Source organism: Acuticoccus kandeliae (assembly GCF_003073115.1).
Genome location: NZ_QBBV01000005.1, coordinates 22,284 through 41,619 on the forward strand (window position 1 = coordinate 22,284; position 19,336 = coordinate 41,619).

Here is a 19,336-nt window from a genome sequence, read left to right on the forward strand (position 1 = left end):
GGTCAGCAGCTCCGCGCGGCGGCGCGACGCCTTATGCGCACAATCGGGGCGAAGATGGGATAGGCGACCGCGATCAAGGATATCACGAGGAGCGTGGCCGATATCGGCCGCTCCAGGAACACCCACCACGATCCGTCGCTGACGATCAGCGAGCGGCGCAGATTCTCTTCAAGGATCGGGCCGAGGATCAGGCCAAAGGCGAGCGGCGCGATCGGGATGCCGAGCCGCGTCATGATGAACCCGATCACCCCGAAGCCGACCATGACGATGACATCGTCGACATTGTTGCGGATCGCGAAGGCGCCGACGAAGCACAGGAGCGTCACGATCACGAGGAGGATGTTCGGCGGCAGGCGCAGAAGCCGCACGATCTGGCGCACGAAGACGAGGCCGAAGATCAGCGTGAAGATCAGCGCCAGGAGCAGCGCCACATAGACGGCCGCGACGAAATCCGGGCGCTCGGCGAAGAGCATCGGACCCGGCCGCAGGCCGTGGATGAGGAGCGAGGCCATCAGGATCGCCGTCATGGAGTCGCCGGGGATGCCGAGGGTCATCATCGGCACCAGTGCGCCACCGACGCAGGCATTGTTCGCCGCCTCAGGCGCCGCGATCCCCTCCGGCGCGCCCTTGCCGAAGCGCTCGGGCGTGCGGGAGAGGCGCTGCTCCTGCGTGTAGGACACCGCCACCGCGATCGCCGAGCCCGCGGCCGGGATCGCCCCGACGACCGCGCCGATGATCGAACCGCGGCCGATCGGCCCCCAGAGCCGCGCGAGGCTCCTCCAGGGCGGGATGAGCCGGCCGATCCCCTCCACGACGGCGGTGCGGGCCGAGCCGAGCTCGATCGTCCGCATCACTTCGGCGAGGCCGAAGATGCCGACCGTCATCGGCACGAGGTCGATGCCGCCCTCCAGCATCGTGGAGCCGAAGGTGAAGCGGGGCACGTCCGTCACCGCGTCGAAGCCGACCATGCCGCAGACGAGGCCGACGAGGCCCGACATCAGCCCCTTGAACGTGGAGCCGGGCGAGGCATAGGCGAGCATCGTGAGGCCGAAGATGGTCGCTGCGGCGAACTCGGGGCTGCGGAACTGCATCGCGCCCGCGACGATCAGCGGCGCGATCAGCATGAGCAGGAGCAGGCCGATGATGCCGCCGAGCGTGGAGGCGAAGAGCGCGATGGTGAGCGCCTCGCCCGCCTTGCCGGAACGGGCCATCGGGTAGCCGTCGAGCTGGGTGACGATCGCGCCGGGCGTGCCCGGAATATTGAGGAGGATCGCCGAGATCGACCCGCCATAGACGCTCGCCGAAAAGACGCCGATCAGGAACACGATCGCCGCCTCGGGCGCCATCGCATAGGTCACGGGCAGGAGGATCGCGAGCGACATCGTGGAGGAGATGCCCGGCAGGCAGCCAAGCACGATGCCGAGAACCGCGCCCGCCGCGCTCAGCCCCACGAGTTGGGGCGAGGCGATCACGCCGATGAGGTGGGCGAGGAAATCACTGTACATGGGGCTCGCGCCTGTCGCTCAGGGAAGGGGGACGCGGATGAGGTCCACGAAGACATAGGTGACGAGGCCGACCCCGAGCGCCGTGGCGACGAGGATGCCGAGAAGGCGCCGCCAGATCGCGCCGTGCCAGGCCTCGACGAGGACGACCATCCAGCCGAACGCGAACAGCGTCGCGGTGGCGAGGAAGCCGATCCGGTACATCAGCGGCACCATGAGGAGCACGGTGCCGGCGAAGGCCGCGGGCACCGTGAGATTGCGCAGGAGGTTGCGCGTGAAGACCCCGCCCCGCCGCGTGAGCATCACCGCGCGCACGAGCATCGCGAGGCTGCCGATCGAGAGCAGCGAGAGGACGAGGAGCGGCATCAGCACCGGCCCCGGATCGAGGCCGAAATCGCTCCACACATAGGAGTCGCGCAGGATCGCCCACCAGCCGATCACCGCCCAGACCCCGAAGAAGATCGGGACGCCATACTCGACCGTGAGGTCCCGCCCCTCCCCGTCCTTCATGCGCTCACGCCTCCTCGACGCCATGATGGCGGGCCGCGAGGGCGGCCCGCCGCACGATCACTGACTTACTTCTTGTTCGCCTTCACGAGGTCGGCGTCCATGAGGACCGGATAGTAGGCCTCGTCGAAATCGGCGATGTAGGCGCCGGTGTCGGCCGCGTTCATCGGCTGGATCACGAAGCCGACATTCTTGGCCGCTTCCTGGAATTCGGGGTCGGCGACCGTCTTCGTGAAGATCTCCTCGAGCTTGGCGAGGGTCTCCGCCGGGACGCCCGCCGGCGCGAACACCGCGCGCCAGTCACCGGCGACGAGGTCGATGCCGGCTTCCTTGAAGGTCGGCACGTCCGGCGCCATGAAGTGACGCGCATCGGCGGTCACGGCGAGGATGTTGATGTCGCCCGCCTTAGCCTGGTCGATGAGCTGGGGCACCGGCAGCGTGGCGGACTGGATCTCGCCCGACATGATGGCCGCGACGGTCGGCGAATAGCCCTTGTAGGGGACCTTCGTCATCTTCACGTCGGCCGCCTTCTCGATCAGCGCGGCGACGACATAGGACCAGCCGCCCGGCGCGTCGTTGCCGTTCTTGATCGAGCCCGGATCGGCCTTCAGCTTCTCGATGAACTGGTCGAGCGTCTCGATGCCGGTGTCGGCGCGCACCTCGAGGGCGCCGGGATCCGGGCCGAAGAAGGCGATCGGGGCGAGGCTCGAAAGCGCCGGCGCGTTCGGGTTGATATATTGCTGCGCCACGATGCTGGAGCCGAAGATCCCGACCGTCTGACCGTCGGGCGCGGCCTCGGCGACGAAGCGCACGCCCGTCGATCCACCAGCGCCGTCGACATTGTTCACCACGATGGGCACGCCGGCATATTTCTCGCCGAACTGGGCGAGGAGCCGGCCCGCGCGGTCACCGCCGCCGCCGGCCGGCCAGTTGACCACCAGCGTGATCGGTCCGTCCGGGAAATCGGCGGCCGCCGCGGGGCCAGGCGCCGCGAGCATGGCGGTGGCGGCGATGGCGCATCCTGCGAGCAGCGCGCGCTTCGTGAATGTGGTCCTCATCATATTCCCTCCGACCCTCTCTTTCGAACCAGGTTCCGACGCACCGCATGCCACACCGTGGTTTTCGGCACGCATCCCACACGCCGGACACGATGGCTGGAGTGTGAACTGCGGATCCCTGGCATCCAAGAGAAACTTTTGTGCATACGATGATGCGATTTTAGGCTTTGCGTGGCATACCACAAGGGGATATTTGGTTCTTGAAACGACGGAGCATGACGTGAACCAATCGGCGGCCCGCAATCGGCACTTCGACAGGCTGGTGAACACCGAAGGCCTGAAGTGGCTGGGACAGAACACCAACCACTACCCGGTCCATCCGAGCGTGAAGGCCGCGATGATCGCGTGTCTCGACAAGGAGGAATTCCACGCCTACGCGCCGCCGCTCGGCCTCGAGGCGCTGCGGGCGGGGATCGTCGCCGATCTCGGCCTCGACGGGATGGAGGCGATGGTGACGGACGGGGCGGTGTCCGGCCTCTACCATGTGTGCCACACCTTCTGCCGTCCGGGTGACCGTTTCGTCACGACCGACCCGACCTGGGCCTGGCCGATGTCGTTCGCGCGCTCGGTCGGCGCGGAGGTCGTCCAGCTCCCGATCTATGGCGACGAATATGGCTTCCGCCTCGACCCGGAGCGCCTTCGCGCCGCCGTCGATGAGCGCACGCGGATGATCTACATCGTCGACCCGAACAACCCGATCGGCTCGACCCAGACGGCCGAGGAGATCGAGGCGATCGCCGAGATCGCGCGCTCGGTCGACGCCGTCCTCGTCCACGACTGCACCTATCGCGACTTCGCCTACGACCATCACCTCGCCGCGCGCCACTATCCGGAGAAGACGATCACCACGTGGAGCTTCTCCAAGTGGCTGGGCCTTGCGGGCCTGCGCGTCGGCGCGCTCGTCGCCGCGCCCGATATGATCGAGACGCTCGCCGCCGCCCCGCCCAACAATCTCGGCTCCTCGATCCTCGCCCAGCGCGGCGCCCTCGCCGGGCTCGCCGCGAAGGCCGAGTGGTTCCCGGCGGTGCTGGAAAGCCAGCGGGCGAACCAGCGCCTCGTGAAGGAGGCGTTCGACGCCCTCCCCGGCTTCCGCCTCCCGGTATTCCCGTCGAGCGGCAACTTCCTCGTCATCGAGACCGTCGAGGCCGGGATCCGGCCGGAGGCGCTCTGCGCGGTGATGGCGCGCCACGGCGTGATGATCCGCCAGGGCTCCTACCACACGAAGACCTTCGGCGACCGCTTCATCAAGGTCTCCGTCACGGTGCCGACCGAATGGGTCGAGACCTTCTGCCGCCTGCTGCCCGAGGCGGTGGAGGAAGCCCGCGGCCTCAACGAAGAGATCGCGCTGTTCTGATCGGCCGACCAGACGCGCAACGATAAGGATATTGGTATGGATCTTGGTCTCACGGGCCGCACGGCGCTGATCACCGGCGCCTCGCAAGGGATCGGCGCCGCCTCGGCCCTCGGCTTCGCGGCCGAAGGCTGCAACCTCCACCTGACGGCCCGCTCGGCCGACAAGCTCGCCGCCCTGAAGGCCGAGATCACCGCCGCGCACGACGTGGAGGTGACGCTCCACCCGCTCGACCTCGCCGAACCCGGCGCGGCCGAGGGGCTCGCGGAGAGCGTCGGCCTCGTCGACATTCTCGTGAACAATGCCGGCGCCATTCCCGGCGGCGACGTCTTCTCCGTCGACGAGGCGACGTGGCGCGCGGCATGGGACCTCAAGGTCTTCGGCTACATCAACCTGTGCCGCGCCGTGTATGCGCGGATGCGCGAGGTCGGGCGCGGCGTCATCGTCAACGACATCGGCAATGCCGGCGAGCGGCTCGACGCCGACTATATTTGCGGCTCCACCGGCAACGCCTCGCTGATGGCCTTCACCCGCGCGCTCGGCGGCAAGTCGCTGACGGCGGACGGTGTGCGCGTCGTCGGCGTCAATCCGGGGCCGGTCGACACCGAGCGGATGCCGAAGCTCCTGCGCAAGCGCGCGAAGGACTGGTTCGGCGACGAGACGCGCTGGGAAGAGCTCCTCGACCGCTACCCGCTGAAGCGGATGGCGAAGGTGCAGGAGATCGTCGACGCCATGCTGTTCCTCGCGAGCGACCGCTCCGGCTACACGTCGGGCACGATCCTGACCATCGATGGCGGGATCACCTCGCGCAATTCCATCGTCTGAGGAGGCCGCCATGTCCGCAGGGACGACCATCGCCACCACCGACGACGGGGTCCGCCTCCACGTCGAGACCGCCGGCGAAGGCACGCCGATCGTCTTCGTCCACGAGTTCGGCGGCGACCACAGGAGCTGGGAGGCGCAGATGCGCCATTTCTCCCGGCGCCACCGCGTCGTGACCTACGCCGCGCGCGGCTATCCGCCGTCCGAGGTGCCTTCTGATGTCGCGAAATATTCGCAGGCCCGCGCCACCGCCGACATCATCGCCGTGATGGACCATTGCGGGATCGACAAGGCCCACATTGTCGGCCTGTCGATGGGCGGCTTCGCGACCGTCCATTTCGGCCTCACCTATCCGGACCGCGCCCTCTCCCTCACCGTCGCCGGCGCAGGCTACGGCGCGGAGAAAGAATTCGAGACCTATTTCCGCGGAATCTCCGAGGAGGTCGCCCGCCAGTTCGAGGCGATGGGCGCGGAGGCCTTCTCCAAGATCTACGGCATGGCCGCCTCGCGCATCCCCTTCCTCGTGAAGGACCCGCGCGGGCACGCCGAGTTCGTCGAGATGCTCGGCCAGCATTCGGCCGAAGGCTCGGCGAACACGATGCGCGGCGTGCAGATGCACCGCCCCTCCCTCTACGATCTCGAGGACGGGCTTCGCAAAATGGCCGTGCCGACGCTCATCATCTCGGGCGACGAGGACGACCACTGCCTCCAGCCCGCCCTCTTCCTGAAGCGCGTGATCCCGGCCTCCGGCGTCCTCGTGCTGCCGAAGACCGGCCACACGATCAACCTCGAGGAGCCGGACCTCTTCAACCGCGCCGTCGCCGATTTCATCGCGCAGGTGGAGGCGGGCCGCTGGCTGCCGCGCGACCCGCGCTCGGCGCCGAGCGAAATCATGAAGACGTCATGACCATGCGCGCCGCCGATCATGTGAACGAGGCGCGCCTGTGGGATCGCCACATGGCGCTCGCCCAGCACGGCGCGACGCCGAAGGGGGGCGTGCGCCGCCTCGCCCTCACGGACGAGGAGATCGCCGCCCGGCGCACGCTCATCGCCTGGGCGGGCACGCTCGGCATGTCGGTCGCGACTGACCCCATCGGTAACCTCTTCTTCCGCCTCGAAGGAAGCGAGCCCGGCCTCGATCCGGTGATGACCGGCTCGCACATCGATTCCCAGCCCGCCGGCGGCAAGTTCGACGGCGCGTTCGGCGTCCTCGCGGGGTTCGAGGCGGTGGAGGCCTTCCGCGCCGCCGGCATCACGCCGCGCCGCCCGCTTGTCGTCGTCTCCTGGATGAACGAGGAGGCCTCGCGCTTCGCCCCCGGCATGATGGGCTCGGAGGCATTCACCGCGATGAAGCCGCTCGAGACGATCCTCGCCGTCACCGACGATGACGGGATCAGCGTCGCGGCAGAGGTGCACCGCATGGCGGCCGCCTTCCCCGAGATCCCGGCCCTGCCGCTCGGCTTCCCGGTCCATGCCTTCGTGGAGGCCCATATCGAGCAGGGGCCGATCCTGGAGGAGGAGGGCAAGCCCGTCGGCATCGTGACCGGCATCCAGGGTTCGCGCCGCTTCCGCGTCACCGTCACCGGCGAGGAGGCCCATGCCGGGACCGAGCCGCTCGGCCGCCGCAAGGACGCGCTTCTGGCGGCGATCGACATCGTCGACGGGCTCCGCACCGCCTTCGCCGATCCGGACGACATCGTGAAGTTCACGGTGGGGCGCTTCGAGATCGCGCCGAACGCGCCCTCGGTCGTCGCCGCACACGCCTTCTTCTCGGTGGATCTGCGCCATCCGGACTGGCCGACGCTGAAGCGTCTCGGCGATCTCGTCGCCCCGATCTCGGAGGAGAAGAAGGGCCCGTGCGCGGTGGAGGTGAAGGAGATCGCGACCTCCCCCTCGCTGGATTTCCCCGAGGAGATCACCGCGCTCCTGGCGTCGGCGGCGACGGATCTCGGGATCGACCACATACGGATCTATTCCGCGGCCGGGCACGACGCGCGCCAGCTCCACTATTATTGCCCGACGGCGATGATCTTCGTGCCCTGCGCGGGCGGGATCAGCCACAACGAGGCGGAATCATGCGAGCCCGCCGATCTCGCGGCGGGCGCGCGTGTCCTGACCGAGGCGCTCGTTCGCCTCACGGCCTGACGGGTGGAGCCGGCGGCCTCGGCCGCCGGCAGGCCCTCACAGGATGACGTCGTTCGGGACGAAATCGTCGAGGTCGAAGCCGATCAGGATCAGCTTGTCGCCGCCGCCGAAATTCAGCACCGCGTTGTTGCCGCGCTGGGAGGCGATGTCGAGCACGTCGTCGAAGCTGTCGAAATCGAAGCTGCGCAGGTCGAGACGGTCGGCGCCGGTGAAGTCGAGCGCCTTGTCCCGGCCATAGCCCGCCTCATAGACGAGGATGTCGCGACCGGACCCGAGTTCCAGCACGTCGTTGCCGATACCACCATCGAGCGTGTCGTTGCCCGGACCGCCGAAGAGCTTGTCGTTCCCCTCCCCGCCGATGAGGAGGTCGTTCTTCGCCTCGCCGAACAGGCGGTCGTTGCCGTCGTCACCATTGATGGTGTCGTTGCCGCCGCCGCCATTGGCCTTGTCGTTGCCCTCTCCGCCGAACATCAGGTCGCGGCCATTGTCGCCGTCCATGAAGTCCTTGCCGTCTTCGCCGCGGATCGTGTCGTTGCCGTTGCCGCCGAAGAGACGGTCCGCCGCGTCGCCGCCGAAGAGGTTGTCCTTGCCGCCGCCGCCATCCAGCGTGTCGGCGTGCTCGTTGCCGCGCAGCGTGTCGTTGTCGTTGCCGCCCGACAGATTGTCCGCGCCTTCCTTGCCGACGATGTTGTCGCGCCCGGAGCCGCCGGAGATCTCGTCGTCGCCCTGCTCACCGTTCAGCGTGTCGTTGCCGTTGCCGCCGGAGATGAAATCGTTGCCGAAGCCGCCGAGGATGCGGTCGTTGCCGTCATTGCCGAAGAGGCTGTCATCGGCACCGAGGCCGAAGATCACGTCGTCGGCCGGGCCACCCGTCAGGACATCCGGAGAACCGCCGAGCTCGAAGGTCGAGAGGCCGTCATCGGCCGCCCCGGAGGCAAAGAGGATCGGCGCACCGTTGACGAAGGCAAACGTGTTGAAAACCGTGCCGTCGAGTTCAAGCGCGGCGGATTCGGTGTCGTTCACAACATCTTCGAGCTGGAGAAATCCGTTCCCGTCCACCCTGAAGAGCGTCTGGGCGTCGTCGTCACCGCCCGATGCGGCGAGATAGGTCTCGCCGTTGATCTCGAACGTGGTCAGTCCGCGCACGCCGTCGAGCCCGAGCGTCCCGTTGTCTGTCACGTTGAAGACGTTCGTGAGCTGTCCCGCATTGTCGACGGAGAAGACGCTGATCCCATCGTCCGTTTGACCGGAGACAAACAGGAAGAGCGTTCCGTCGATGACGGCGGTCGCGAGGCCGGTCGCGAAGTCGAGCTCGAGAGCACCACTGTCGGTCACCACATCGGTGTTCGTCAGCTGACCGTTAGAGTCGAGCTCGAAAACGTTGACACCGTCCTCGTTGCTCCCCGCCACGAAAACGAAAGTCTTTCCGCCGATCGTGCCGACCGCTGAATCGTTTGTTCCATCCAGTGCGAGCGCCGCGCTGTCTGGAACATTGTCGCGGTTCAGGAGCGTTCCGTCGGCCTGGATCTGGAATGTGCTGACGCCGTCATCGTTGAAGCCGGTCACGATGAGGAAGTCGTTGCCGCCGACGTTGGCGTGCGACATGCGTCCCGCAACGCCCTGGATTTCCAGCGTGGCATTGTCGGGCGTGTTTTGGATGAAGTTCAAATTCCCGTTCGGCGCGATCGAGAATGCGGTGACACCGTCATTCGCCCCGAAGTTGCCGACATAGAGAAAATTGCCGTTTTCCGTGCTGACGGCGAGCGGTTGCGTCGCGGTGGTCAGCGGGATGGCCGCGCTGTCATTGACGACGGCCCCGGCAATGGACGTCAGATTGCCTGCACCATCCACGCTGAAGCCCGACACGCCGCTGTCAACGAAACCGGCGGTGTACAGGAATGTGGTGCCATTGATCTCGATCGTATCGAGGCCAAATGCACCATTGAGATTTACAGCGGCCGAGTCTGCAAAGTTGTCTCGGTTAAGTAGATCCCCCACGAGTACTGCCATTGCCCTCTCCCAACCTAGTGAATTTTGGTGGATTCTATCTGGTCGCGGAATTCGGCTGAGCAATCAGAAACATTCAGAAAATTTGCGAAATTTTCCATCCTATTGATATTATTGAGAAATTTTCAGTCGAAAAGCACACCTATTGATTTCAAAGACGAAATAATCTTGTTACTATAAGTAGAAGCGTGACATGAATCACAAGATCCATGGAGCTACATTGAAATTATTTTCCTGCCCAAATGTGCGTTCGCACAGTGATGCGCAGGATTGTTATCGCAACGCGCAATGTCTCGACCTTCATCTCCGGGCAATGCAGTCGATTTCGATCAGCGCGTCACGCACCAGGTCGGTGACGCCGACGCAGGTGCGCACCGGCCGTGCCCCCTCGGGGAAGAAGCTCGCATAGACCTCGTTCATCTCGTCATAGTCGCGCTTGAAGTGGGTGAGGAAGACGCGGACGCTGAGGACGCGGTCGGCCCCGAGCCCCAGCGCGTCGAGGGCGCGCATCATGTTGGCGAGCGTCTGGCGCGTCTGCGACTTGATCCCGATCGGCAGCTCCTTGTCCGGATTGTCGAGGTCGCGGGCGAACTGGCCGGTGAGGAAGACGAACCCGTCCGTCTCGCTCGCGTGGCTGCTCGGCGACATCGACTTCGGAAACCCGGCCAGCGTGTGGAAGACGATCTCGCTCATGACAATGCCCCTTCTCGGCCACGCCCGGTCACTCGAAAGCCGGCGCGCCAGTTAACCAATTCGCTAATTGGCACAGGTTGCAAGCATCCTGCCCCGCCGCGCAAGGGACAACGTGTGGCGTTCGCCGCCCGCACCCGCGCCGGGGGGACGGCCCGACCGGCGGTCGATTGACGCAAGGCTAAACCATGGCGCGCCGATTGCATCCGAATTGCGGCCATCGCGGAGCACGATCGGGAGAATTGCCGGCGGATGAGTGCGCTGACGTTCGACATCAGGATCCTGCGGTCCCTCCTGTCCATCGCGGAGACGGGGAGCGTCACCGAGACGGCGCGGCGGCTCGGCCGCACGCAGCCCGCCATCACCCTGCAGCTCCAGCGCCTCGAAGGGTTGTCCGGCCGCGAGCTCTTCCGCCAGGAAGGGCGGCGCATGGTGCTGACGCGCGACGGCGAACTGATCCTCACCTACGCGAAGTCGATCCTGCGCACCCACGACGAGCTCGTCTCCAAGCTCTCGTCCGACGAGATCGAGGGCCACGTCATCCTCGGCATCCCCGACCTCTATGCCGCCTATGTCCTGCCTGACGTTCTCTCCCATTTCCGGCAGGAATTTCCGCGCGTCCAGGTGCAGCTCCAGTGCCGCCTGTCGACGCCGCTCGTCCAGCTCGTCCATCGCGGAGAGGTGGACGTCGCGCTCGTGACGCGCATGAACGACTTCACCGGCGGCCAGGTCATCCACCGCGAGCAGCTTGTCTGGCTGACCGGCACCAACTCGAAGGCGCATGAGGATTCGCCCGTCCCCCTCGCCCTCCTCCCGCCCGGCAACATCTTCCGCGACTATGCGATCGAGGCGCTGGAGAGCGCGGGCCGCCAGTGGATGATCTCGTGCATCTCGGAGAGCGTGTCGGGGCTTCAGGCCGCCGTCTTCTCGGGGATGGCCGTCACCGTGCTCGGGCGGCACGCGATGGTGCCCGGCATGCGCGAGATCGTGCCGAACGACGACTTTCCGCAGCTCCCCAAGGTGGAGCTGCTCCTCTACAAGTCGCGCGCCTCGACCTCCCCGGCCGCGCACGCCCTCCACGAATATCTGAGCTTCTATCTCGGCTCGACGCGCCAGGAAGTGGAACGGTCGATCCCGCATCCGCTGAGCGGGACGGCGGCGCTCTAGGTCTTGCGGAGCGGGGACGCCAGACGCCCCCGCCCCGTCTCGTGCCTCAGAGGCTCGGCCAATAGTGTGCCCAGGGCGCGGCCGCCTCGTAGGCCGCCGCGAGCGCGACGAGGCGCTGCTCCCCGAGCCACGGGGCGATCACCTGGAGGCCGATCGGCAGCCCGTCCCCGTCGAAGCCGCAGGGAATGCTCGCCGCCGGAAGGCCCGCGAGGTTGATCGGCCAGGTGAAGGGCGACCAGCCGAGATGCCGGTCGACCGGCCGGCCGTCGACGGCGGAGACGCCAAGCTCCCCCGCCCCGAAGGCGGTGACGGCGACGGTCGGGGTGACGAGAAGGTCGACCGTGTTGAACACCTCCACGAAGCGCCCGCGCAGCTGCGAGCGGCGGTGCGAGGCGTTCACATAGTCGACGCCGCTATAGGTGCGGCCCTTGGCGAGCACGCTGCGGAAGTCGTCGTCGGATTCGGCGAAGGCCGCGTCCGTGCGCACCCCGACGGAGGCGGCCTGCTCGCTGAAGGCGATCGGTTGGAGCACCTTCTCCAGGATCTCAGGATCGACGCCGAGATCGACGGGGATGATTTCCGCGCCGAGGCTCGCGAGCGTCGCCGCCGCCTTCTCGAACGCGTCCGCCACGTCCGGCGCGACCGCCGCGTAGCCGAGGTCCGGCGATACGCCGACCTTCACGCCTTTGAGGCTCGTCGTCTCCCGCGCCCGGCTGAAGCCCGACGGGAAGGAGGCCGCGTCGCGCACGTCATACCCGGCGAGGATTTCGAGCATCGTCGCCGCGTCCCCGACCGTGCGGGCGATCGGCCCCGTGTGGGCGAGGCTCCCCCAGGAGGGCGGGAAGAAGCCCGGCGCGCGCGAGACGAGCCCGAAGGTCGGCTTGATGCCGAAGACGCCGCAGAAGGAGGACGGAACGCGGATCGAGCCGACGCCGTCCGTGCCGATGGCGATCGGGCCGCCGCCACCCGCGACGCCCGCCGCAGCGCCGCCGGACGAGCCGCCCGAGGTGCGGTCGGTGGACCACGGATTGCGGGTGATCCCGGTGACGGGGCTGTCGGCGGTGAGCTTGTAGCCGGACTCGCAGGTGGTCGTCTTGCAGGTGACGATCGCGCCCGCCGCCTTCAGCCGCTCCACGACGTGGGCATCCTTCTCCGGCACGAAGTCGACGAGGGACGGCGCGCCCCCCTTCGCGACGACGCCCTTCACGAAGACGAGGTCCTTCACGCTGACCGGCACGCCCGCGAGCGGCCCCGGCTCGGACCCGTCGCGATACGCCTTGCCGGCGATGTCGGCGGCCGCGCGCGCCTCGTCATAGAGCGGGGTGACGACCGCGTTGCAGGCCGCGTCGACCTCCTCGAGGCGGGCGATCACGTCCTCGATCGCCTCGCGCGGGGTGAACGTGCCGGCGCGATATCCGGCGACGAGCTCCGCGGCCGATAGGCGTGCGAGCCCCTTGGGCCCCGCCTCCGCGGCGCGGCCCTCTTTCAGATCGGTCATGGGGTCTGGCTCCTGCTAGGCGAGTGCCGCGCTCACCGCGCGACGCGCGAGCACCACGACAAGGTTGGCGCGATACTCACGGTCGCCGCTGAGATCGGAGAGCATGTCGCTCGCGTCGATCGACAGGCGGTCGAGCGCGGACGGGGTGAAGGAGGCGGTCAGCGCCTCTTCGAGGTCGGTCGAGCGGAAGACGGCGGGGGCGGCGCCCGTGACGGCGACGCGCGCCCCATCCGGGAAGAGCGCGACGAACACCCCCGCGAGCGCATAGCGCGAGGCGGGCGAGCGCATCTTCATGTAGGCGGCCTTGTCGGGCACGGGAAAGCGCACCGACAGGATGACCTCGTCCTCCGCGAGCGCGGTCTCGAACATGCCGACGAAGAAGTCGTCGGCCGCGATCTCGCGCCGGCTCGTGACGATGGTGGCGCCGAGGCCGAGGACGGCGGCCGGATAGTCCGCCGCCGGGTCGTTGTTCGCGATCGAGCCGCCGATGGTGCCGCGATGGCGCACCTGCGGATCGCCGATCCCGCCCGCGAGCGTCACGAGCGCCGGGATGAGGCTCGCGACGAGCGGCGAGGCCGCGACATCGGCATGGCGCGTCATTGCGCCGATGACGAGCACCCCGTCCTCCTCGCTGATCCCGGCAAGGCCCGGCACCGCGGAGAGGTCGATGAGATCGGTCGGGCTCGCCAGCCGCTGATGGATCGTCGGCAGCAGCGTCATGCCGCCGGCGAGGAACTTGCCGTCCGCCGCTCCCGTGAGGAGCGCGGCCGCCTCTTCGACCGTCGCCGGCCGGTGAAAGTCAAAACTCATCGGGGTTTCCTCACTCGGCCGCGACCGGCGTCGCAGCGCGCGCATTCTTGACGATGTTCCAGATGCGGGCCGGACTCGCGGGCATGTCGACATGGGTGATGCCGAGCGGCTTCAGGGCGTCCACCACCGCGTTGATGACGGCTGCCGGCGAGCCGATCGTGCCGCACTCGCCGCAGCCCTTCACGCCCATCGGGGTGTGCGCGCAGGGCGTCACGTGCGGCGAGATGACGAGGTTCGGCAGATGGTCCGCGCGCGGCATCGCGTAGTCCATGAAGGAGCCGGACAGGAGCTGCCCCGATTCCTCGTCATAGATGCCGTGCTCGTAGAGGGCCTGGCCGATGCCCTGGACGATGCCGCCATGGAGCTGGCCCTCCACGATCATCGGGTTGATGATCGTGCCGACATCGTCGACCGCCGTGTAGGCGACGAGCTCGACGATGCCGGTGTCGGGATCGATCTCGACCTCGCAGAAGTGCGAGCCGCCCGGATAGGTGAAGTTGATGGGGTCGTAGTAGGCCTGCTCTTCGAGGCCCGGCTCCAGGACCTCCAGCGGGTAGTTGTGCGGCACATAGGCCGCGCCCGCGATCTCGGAGAAGGACTTGGCGCGGTCGGTGCCGGCGACCTTGAAGGAGCCTTCCTCGAAGACGATGTCGTGCTCGCCGGCCTCCAGAAGGTGAGCGGCGATCTTCTTGCCCTTCATGATCACCTTGTCGCCCGCCTTCGACAGCGCGGCGCCGCCGACGACCAGCGAGCGCGAGCCGTAGGTGCCCATGCCGAACTGCACGCGGTCGGTGTCGCCGAAGACGACGTCGATGTCCTCGAAGGGAACGCCGAGCTGTTCGGAGATGATCTGCGCGTAGGTCGTCTCGTGACCCTGGCCGTGATTGTGGGTGCCGATGAGGATCGTCACCTGCCCGGTCGGGTGGACGCGCACCGTCGCGCTCTCATAGAGGCCGCCGCGCGCGCCCATCTGGCCGGCGAGGCGCGAGGGGGCGAGGCCGCACGCCTCGACATAGGTGGAGAGGCCAAGCCCGCGATATTTGCCGCGCTGAGCCGCTTCCTTCCGCCGGGCCTCGAAGTTCGCGATGTCGGCAAGGCCGATCGCCTTCTCGAGGCACCCCATCGGATCGCCGCTGTCATATTCGACGACGACCGGCGTCTGGTATGGATAGGCCTCCTTCGGGATCATGTTGCGCTTGCGGATCTCGACCTTGTCGATCCCCATCTCGATCGCGGCGACGTCGACGAGGCGCTCCAGCACGAAGGTCGCCTCCGGCCGCCCCGCCCCGCGATAGGCGTCCACCGGCACGGTGTTGGTGAACATCACCTGCACCTGGCAGAAGATCGCCGGCATCGTGTAGACGCCCGAGAGGAGCGGCGCGTAGAGGTTCGTCGGGATGTTCGGGCCGAAGGTCGACAGATAGCCGCCCATGTTGGCGAGCGTCTTGACCCAGAGGCCGAGGAACTTGCCGTTCTCGTCGAGGGCGAGCTCGGCCTCGGTGACGTGGTCGCGTCCCTGCCGGTCGGAGACGAAGCCCTCCGACCGCTCGGAGACCCATTTGACCGGCCGCGCGAGGCGTCCCGCCGCCCAGGTGACGACCGCCTCCTCGTTATAGTGGAACTGCTTCACGCCGAAGCCGCCGCCGACGTCCGGCGCCACCACGCGCAATTTCTGCTGCGGGATGCCGAGGACGAGGCCGCCCATCAGGAAGCGCACGACGTGGGGGAACTGGCTCGTCGTGTAGAGCGTGTACTTGTCGCGCGAGGGCTCGTACTCGGCGATCGCCGCGCGCGATTCCATCGGGTTGCCGATGAGGCGGTTGTTGACGAGCTCGATGCGCGCGATGTGCGCGGCCTCGGCGCGCGCCTTGTCGACCGCGGCGGCGTCACCCATCGACCAGTCGCAGCACAGGTTGTTCGGCACGTCGTCGTGGACGAGCGGAGCGCCCGGCTTGAGCGCGCCGATCATCGAGACGACCGGCTCCAGCATCTCGTACTCGACCTCGACGAGCTCGGACGCGTTGCGCGCCTCCTCCAGTGTCTCGGCGATCACGATCGCGACCGGGTCGCCCACATGGCGCACCTTGCGCACGGCGAGCGGGGGATGCGGCGGCTCCTTCATCGGCTCGCCGTCCGAGCCGGTGATGCCCCAGCCGACGGGAAGGCCGTTGACGCCCGCCGCCTCCATCTCCTCGCCCGTATAGACCGCGACCATGCCGGGCGCCGCCATCGCGGCGCTCGAGTCGATCGACAAAATCTTGGCGTGGGCGTGGGGCGAGCGCACGAAGACGGCGGCCGCCATGTTCGGCAGCTTGATGTCGGAGACGTAGGTCCCCTTGCCGGTGAGGAAGCGCAGGTCTTCCTTGCGCTTGGGCGACTGGCCGATACCGATGGACGACATGGGAGAGCCCTCCTAGCTGCGCTGGTTCATGACGGCGGCGCCCGCCATCACGGACTTCACGATGTTCTGGTAGCCGGTGCAGCGGCAGATGTTGCCTTCGAGCCAGCCGCGCACCTCGGCCTCGCTCGGGTCCGGGTTGCGGTTGGCGAGGTCGACCGCGCTCATCAGCATTCCGGGCGTGCAGAAGCCGCACTGGAGGCCGTGATTGTCGCGGAAGGCCGCCTGCATCGGGTGGAGCGTGCCGTCGGCCTCGGCGAGGCCCTCGACGGTAGTGACGGACCGCCCGTCGACGGCGACCGCGAGCAGGCTGCAGCTCTTCACCGCCTCCCCGTCGAGGAGGATCGTGCAGGCGCCGCACTGGACCGTGTCGCACCCGATATGGGTGCCGGTGAGGCTCAAGGTCTCGCGCAGCATGTCCGCAAGGCGGGTCGAGGGCGCGACGTCCACGGAGACGGGCTTCGCGTTCAAGGTGAATTCGATCTTCATGGGTGGACCTTCCCTACTTCGCCATGAGGTGCGCGTGAGAGACGTCCCAGGCGGCGTAGACGACGTCGCCGATCTGCAGCGGGTCTTCGTAGAAGCGCCGCTCGGGGACGAATGCGATGAAGGCGACATCGTCGGTCGCGTCGAGCATGACCTTCACGAAGTTGCCCTGGTATTCGATGCCGGTGATGCGGGTGGTGACGGAGGCGCGTCCGTCGAGGCGCTCGGCCCGTTCCGGGCGCAGGAGCTCGATGTCGTCGCGCCGGATCGCGATGTCGATGTCGGCGCCCCTGTCGACGAGCTTGGCGCCGCCGAGCGAGACCTCGATCGGCCGCTGGCCTTCCTTGATCATGGTCGCGCGGACGCCGTTCACCGTCTCGACGCGGCCGCGCAGGACATTCTGCCCGCCCATGAACTCGGCGACATAGCGGTCGCGGGGCGTCACGTAGACATCGCGCGCGCTGCCGGCCTGCTTGATCTTGCCCTTCTCCATCACCACCACGAGGTCGGCGAGCGCGATCGCCTCCATCTGCGTGTGCGTCACGTGGACGAAGGTGATGCCGAGATCCTTCTGCATCGATGCAAGTTCGGTGCGCATCTGGATGCGCAGGTGTTCGTCAAGGGCGGAGAGCGGCTCGTCGAGGAGGAGGACGCGCGGCTCGGTGATCGCCGCGCGGGCGAGCGCCACGCGCTGCTGCTGGCCGCCCGAGAGTTGTGCCGGCAGGCGGTCGGCGAACTCGGTGAGATGGACCTTCGCCATCATCGCCTCGGCCCGCTCGTTGCGCGCCGCCTTCGCCATGCCCCGCACGCGCAGCGAATAGGCGATGTTGTCGCGCACGGAGAGGTGCGGGAAGAGCGCGTAGGACTGGAACATCATCGCCGTGCGCCGCTTCACCGGCGGCAGGCCGACGACATTCTCCCCGCCGATGAGAATCTCGCCCTTGGTCGGGTCCTCGTGGCCGGCGATCATCCTGAGGATTGTCGACTTGCCGCAGCCCGAGGGGCCGAGAAGACAGCAATAGGCGCCGTCCGGGATCTTGAGGTTGATGCCGTCCACCGCGAGCGTGTCGCCGCCATCGTAGGACTTCACCACCCCGGCGAGCTCGACCGCTCCCTTGCCGATCGGTGCGTCGGTCATGTCAGGCCCCTTGCTTGATGCGTGCCGCTCGGCGCCGCTGGATCAGCACGATGCTGCCGATCGCGAGGCCGATGATGAGGAAGGAGACGAGCGTCGTGACGGTGCCGAGCGCGTAGAGGGCGGGCGAGGTCACGTTGAGCGTCATCGACCAGATCTCGAGCGGCAGCGTGTTGAGGGTGCCGGCACTCTGGAGCGTGCGCGCGAACTCGTCATAGGAGAGGGTGAAGCCGAAGAGCGCGACGGCGACGAGGCCGGGCAGCAGGATCGGCAGGACCACCAGGCGGACCGTCTGGAGCGGCGATGCGCCGAGGTCGCGCGAGGCCTCCTCCCAGGCCGGGTTGAAGCGGCTCATGACGGCGAACATCACGAGGACGCCGAACGGGAGCGTCCAGGAGAGCTGCGCGCCGAGGCCGGAGGTGTACCAGTCCGGGCGGATGCCGAGGAAGTTGAACATCAGCCCGACGCCGAGGCCGAGGACGAGGCCCGGCGCCACCAGCGAGCCGATCATCAGGTAGAACACCACTGTGTCGCCGAAGAAGCGGCGGCGGAAGGCGAGGCCCGCGAGGAAGGACACGATCACCGTCAGGAGGGTGACGAGGAGCGCGAGGCGGAACGAGCGGTCGAACGAGCCTTTCACGTCGCCGGTGCGCACCTGGGTGAAGAGGTCGACGAACCAGTGCGTCGAGAAGCCCTTCATCGGGAAGACGAGCCCGCCCCGCACGTCCTGGAAGGAGAGGAGATAGATCGAGATCATCGGCGCGTAGAGACCGATGACGTAGAGGACGAAGACGGCGAGGAGGACATAGTAGGTCCAGGGCCGCCCCGTGCGCGGCGTGCCGGTGCGGTTCATCGCGTGATCTCCTTGCGGATATCGACGGTGCGCAGCACCAGGAAGACGATGAGGAGGACGACGACCGTCAGCACGATCGAGCTCGCGGCGGCCGAGGGATATTGGAGCACGCCGACATCCTCGTAGAGCGCGCCGACGACCGAGGCAGACCCGCCGCCCGACATCACCTTCACGACGAAGAAGTCGCCCATCACGATGGAGAGGACGAAGATCGTCCCGAGCGCGATGCCCGTCTTCGACATCGGCAGGATGATGGTGCGCATCACCTCGAAGCGGGAGGCGCCGGAGTCGCGCGCGGCCTCGATCAGCGACTTGTCGATCTTGGCCATCGAATTGAAGATCGGCACGATCATGAAGATCGTGAGCTGGTGGACGTAGGCGACCACCACCGCGAAGGGAGAGAAGAGCAGGAATGTGAGCGGCTGGTCGATCGCGCCGACGCCCTGGAGCGCCTGGTTCACGAGCCCTTCCTTCCCCAGCAGCGGGATCCACGAGATCATGCGGATGATGTTCGAGGTCCAGAACGGCACCGTGCAGACGAGGAAGAGCCCGATCGCGAGCAGCGGGCTGCGCACGTGGAAGACCAGGAAGTAGGAGACCCAGAAGCCGATGATCGTGGAGAAGATCCACGCGAGAACGGCGTACTTCGCGGTCTCGAAATAGAGGTCGAAGGTCAGCTGCGAGCGGAATATGCTGATGTAGTTGTCCAGCGTGAAGGTCTGGATCATCCCGCCGAAACCGTCGCTTTCCATGACGCTCGCGGCGAAGATCACCGCGATCGGCACCAGGAAGAACGGGATGATGACGAGGAGGAGCGGCGTGACGGCGAGCCAGCCGAACACGTCAGCGCGCTTGGTGCTCATGGCAACATCCGGGTTGGCGGGGATCGTGGGACGGCCCTTCGGCC

At 67.3% G+C, this 19,336-nt stretch carries 17 protein-coding genes; 5 read left to right on the forward strand and 12 right to left on the reverse strand.

Annotation, left to right across the window (positions count from 1 at the left end):
• Nucleotides 1–2 precede the first annotated feature (2 nt).
• The 3 genes from DBV35_RS26935 to DBV35_RS26945 all read right to left on the reverse strand — a co-directional run bounded on the left by DBV35_RS26935 (nt 3) and on the right by DBV35_RS26945 (nt 3,067).
• Nucleotides 3–1,505, reverse strand: a complete 1,503-nt coding sequence (locus DBV35_RS26935; RefSeq protein ID WP_108663518.1) for a tripartite tricarboxylate transporter permease — start codon at nt 1,503–1,505, stop codon at nt 3–5.
• A gap of 18 nt (nt 1,506–1,523) precedes the next feature.
• Nucleotides 1,524–2,012, reverse strand: a complete 489-nt coding sequence (locus tag DBV35_RS26940) for a tripartite tricarboxylate transporter TctB family protein (protein ID WP_108663519.1) — start codon at nt 2,010–2,012, stop codon at nt 1,524–1,526.
• A 65-nt stretch (nt 2,013–2,077) separates the two neighbouring features.
• A complete protein-coding gene (locus DBV35_RS26945; protein WP_205648904.1) occupies nt 2,078–3,067 on the reverse strand; it encodes a Bug family tripartite tricarboxylate transporter substrate binding protein in 990 nt (329 codons plus the stop codon).
• Between the two features lie 220 nt (nt 3,068–3,287).
• Here DBV35_RS26945 and DBV35_RS26950 point away from each other — a divergent pair, with 220 nt between their 5' ends.
• From DBV35_RS26950 to DBV35_RS26965, 4 genes are read left to right on the forward strand one after another with little or no spacing between them, the layout of a single operon-like run.
• A complete protein-coding gene (locus DBV35_RS26950; protein WP_245944121.1) occupies nt 3,288–4,421 on the forward strand; it encodes a pyridoxal phosphate-dependent aminotransferase in 1,134 nt (377 codons plus the stop codon).
• Between the two features lie 36 nt (nt 4,422–4,457).
• A complete protein-coding gene (locus DBV35_RS26955) occupies nt 4,458–5,243 on the forward strand; it encodes an SDR family oxidoreductase (protein WP_108663521.1) in 786 nt (261 codons plus the stop codon).
• Nucleotides 5,244–5,253: 10 nt separating this feature from the next.
• Nucleotides 5,254–6,147 (forward strand): alpha/beta fold hydrolase, encoded by an 894-nt coding sequence (locus DBV35_RS26960; RefSeq protein WP_108663522.1) that lies wholly within the window; start codon nt 5,254–5,256, stop codon nt 6,145–6,147.
• Entirely contained in the window at nt 6,144–7,385 is a 1,242-nt protein-coding gene (locus DBV35_RS26965; RefSeq protein ID WP_205648905.1) for a M20 family metallo-hydrolase, read from the forward strand. Before DBV35_RS26960 ends, DBV35_RS26965 begins: the two co-directional genes overlap by 4 nt.
• A 36-nt stretch (nt 7,386–7,421) precedes the next feature.
• Here DBV35_RS26965 and DBV35_RS26970 read toward each other — a convergent pair whose 3' ends face one another.
• A complete protein-coding gene (locus DBV35_RS26970; RefSeq protein WP_157962008.1) occupies nt 7,422–9,458 on the reverse strand; it encodes a beta-propeller fold lactonase family protein in 2,037 nt (678 codons plus the stop codon).
• 234 nt (nt 9,459–9,692) lie between these two features.
• Entirely contained in the window at nt 9,693–10,085 is a 393-nt protein-coding gene (locus tag DBV35_RS26975; RefSeq protein WP_108663524.1) for a RidA family protein, read from the reverse strand.
• A 249-nt stretch (nt 10,086–10,334) separates the two neighbouring features.
• Between DBV35_RS26975 and DBV35_RS26980 the strand changes: the two genes are divergently transcribed.
• Nucleotides 10,335–11,249 (forward strand): LysR substrate-binding domain-containing protein, encoded by a 915-nt coding sequence (locus DBV35_RS26980; protein ID WP_108663525.1) that lies wholly within the window; start codon nt 10,335–10,337, stop codon nt 11,247–11,249.
• 46 nt (nt 11,250–11,295) lie between these two features.
• Here DBV35_RS26980 and DBV35_RS26985 read toward each other — a convergent pair whose 3' ends face one another.
• Genes DBV35_RS26985 through DBV35_RS27015 form a run of 7 tightly spaced genes read right to left on the reverse strand, consistent with a single transcriptional unit; the run spans nt 11,296 to nt 19,292 of the window.
• Complete coding sequence (locus DBV35_RS26985; RefSeq protein WP_108663526.1) at nt 11,296–12,747, reverse strand: amidase; 1,452 nt, start codon at nt 12,745–12,747, stop codon at nt 11,296–11,298.
• Nucleotides 12,748–12,762: 15 nt separating this feature from the next.
• Entirely contained in the window at nt 12,763–13,557 is a 795-nt protein-coding gene (locus tag DBV35_RS26990) for an FAD binding domain-containing protein (RefSeq protein ID WP_108663527.1), read from the reverse strand.
• A gap of 10 nt (nt 13,558–13,567) precedes the next feature.
• Nucleotides 13,568–15,958, reverse strand: coding sequence for a xanthine dehydrogenase family protein molybdopterin-binding subunit (locus DBV35_RS26995; RefSeq protein WP_108663528.1), 2,391 nt, complete (start codon nt 15,956–15,958; stop codon nt 13,568–13,570).
• A gap of 12 nt (nt 15,959–15,970) precedes the next feature.
• Nucleotides 15,971–16,444: a (2Fe-2S)-binding protein gene (locus tag DBV35_RS27000; protein WP_108663529.1), complete on the reverse strand. Its 474-nt coding sequence runs from the start codon at nt 16,442–16,444 to the stop codon at nt 15,971–15,973.
• 13 nt (nt 16,445–16,457) lie between these two features.
• Nucleotides 16,458–17,579, reverse strand: coding sequence for an ABC transporter ATP-binding protein (locus tag DBV35_RS27005; protein ID WP_108663530.1), 1,122 nt, complete (start codon nt 17,577–17,579; stop codon nt 16,458–16,460).
• Between the two features lies 1 nt (nt 17,580).
• Entirely contained in the window at nt 17,581–18,429 is an 849-nt protein-coding gene (locus tag DBV35_RS27010; protein WP_108663531.1) for an ABC transporter permease, read from the reverse strand.
• Nucleotides 18,426–19,292, reverse strand: a complete 867-nt coding sequence (locus DBV35_RS27015) for an ABC transporter permease (protein ID WP_108663532.1) — start codon at nt 19,290–19,292, stop codon at nt 18,426–18,428. Before DBV35_RS27015 ends, DBV35_RS27010 begins: the two co-directional genes overlap by 4 nt.
• Between the last annotated feature and the right edge of the window lie 44 nt (nt 19,293–19,336).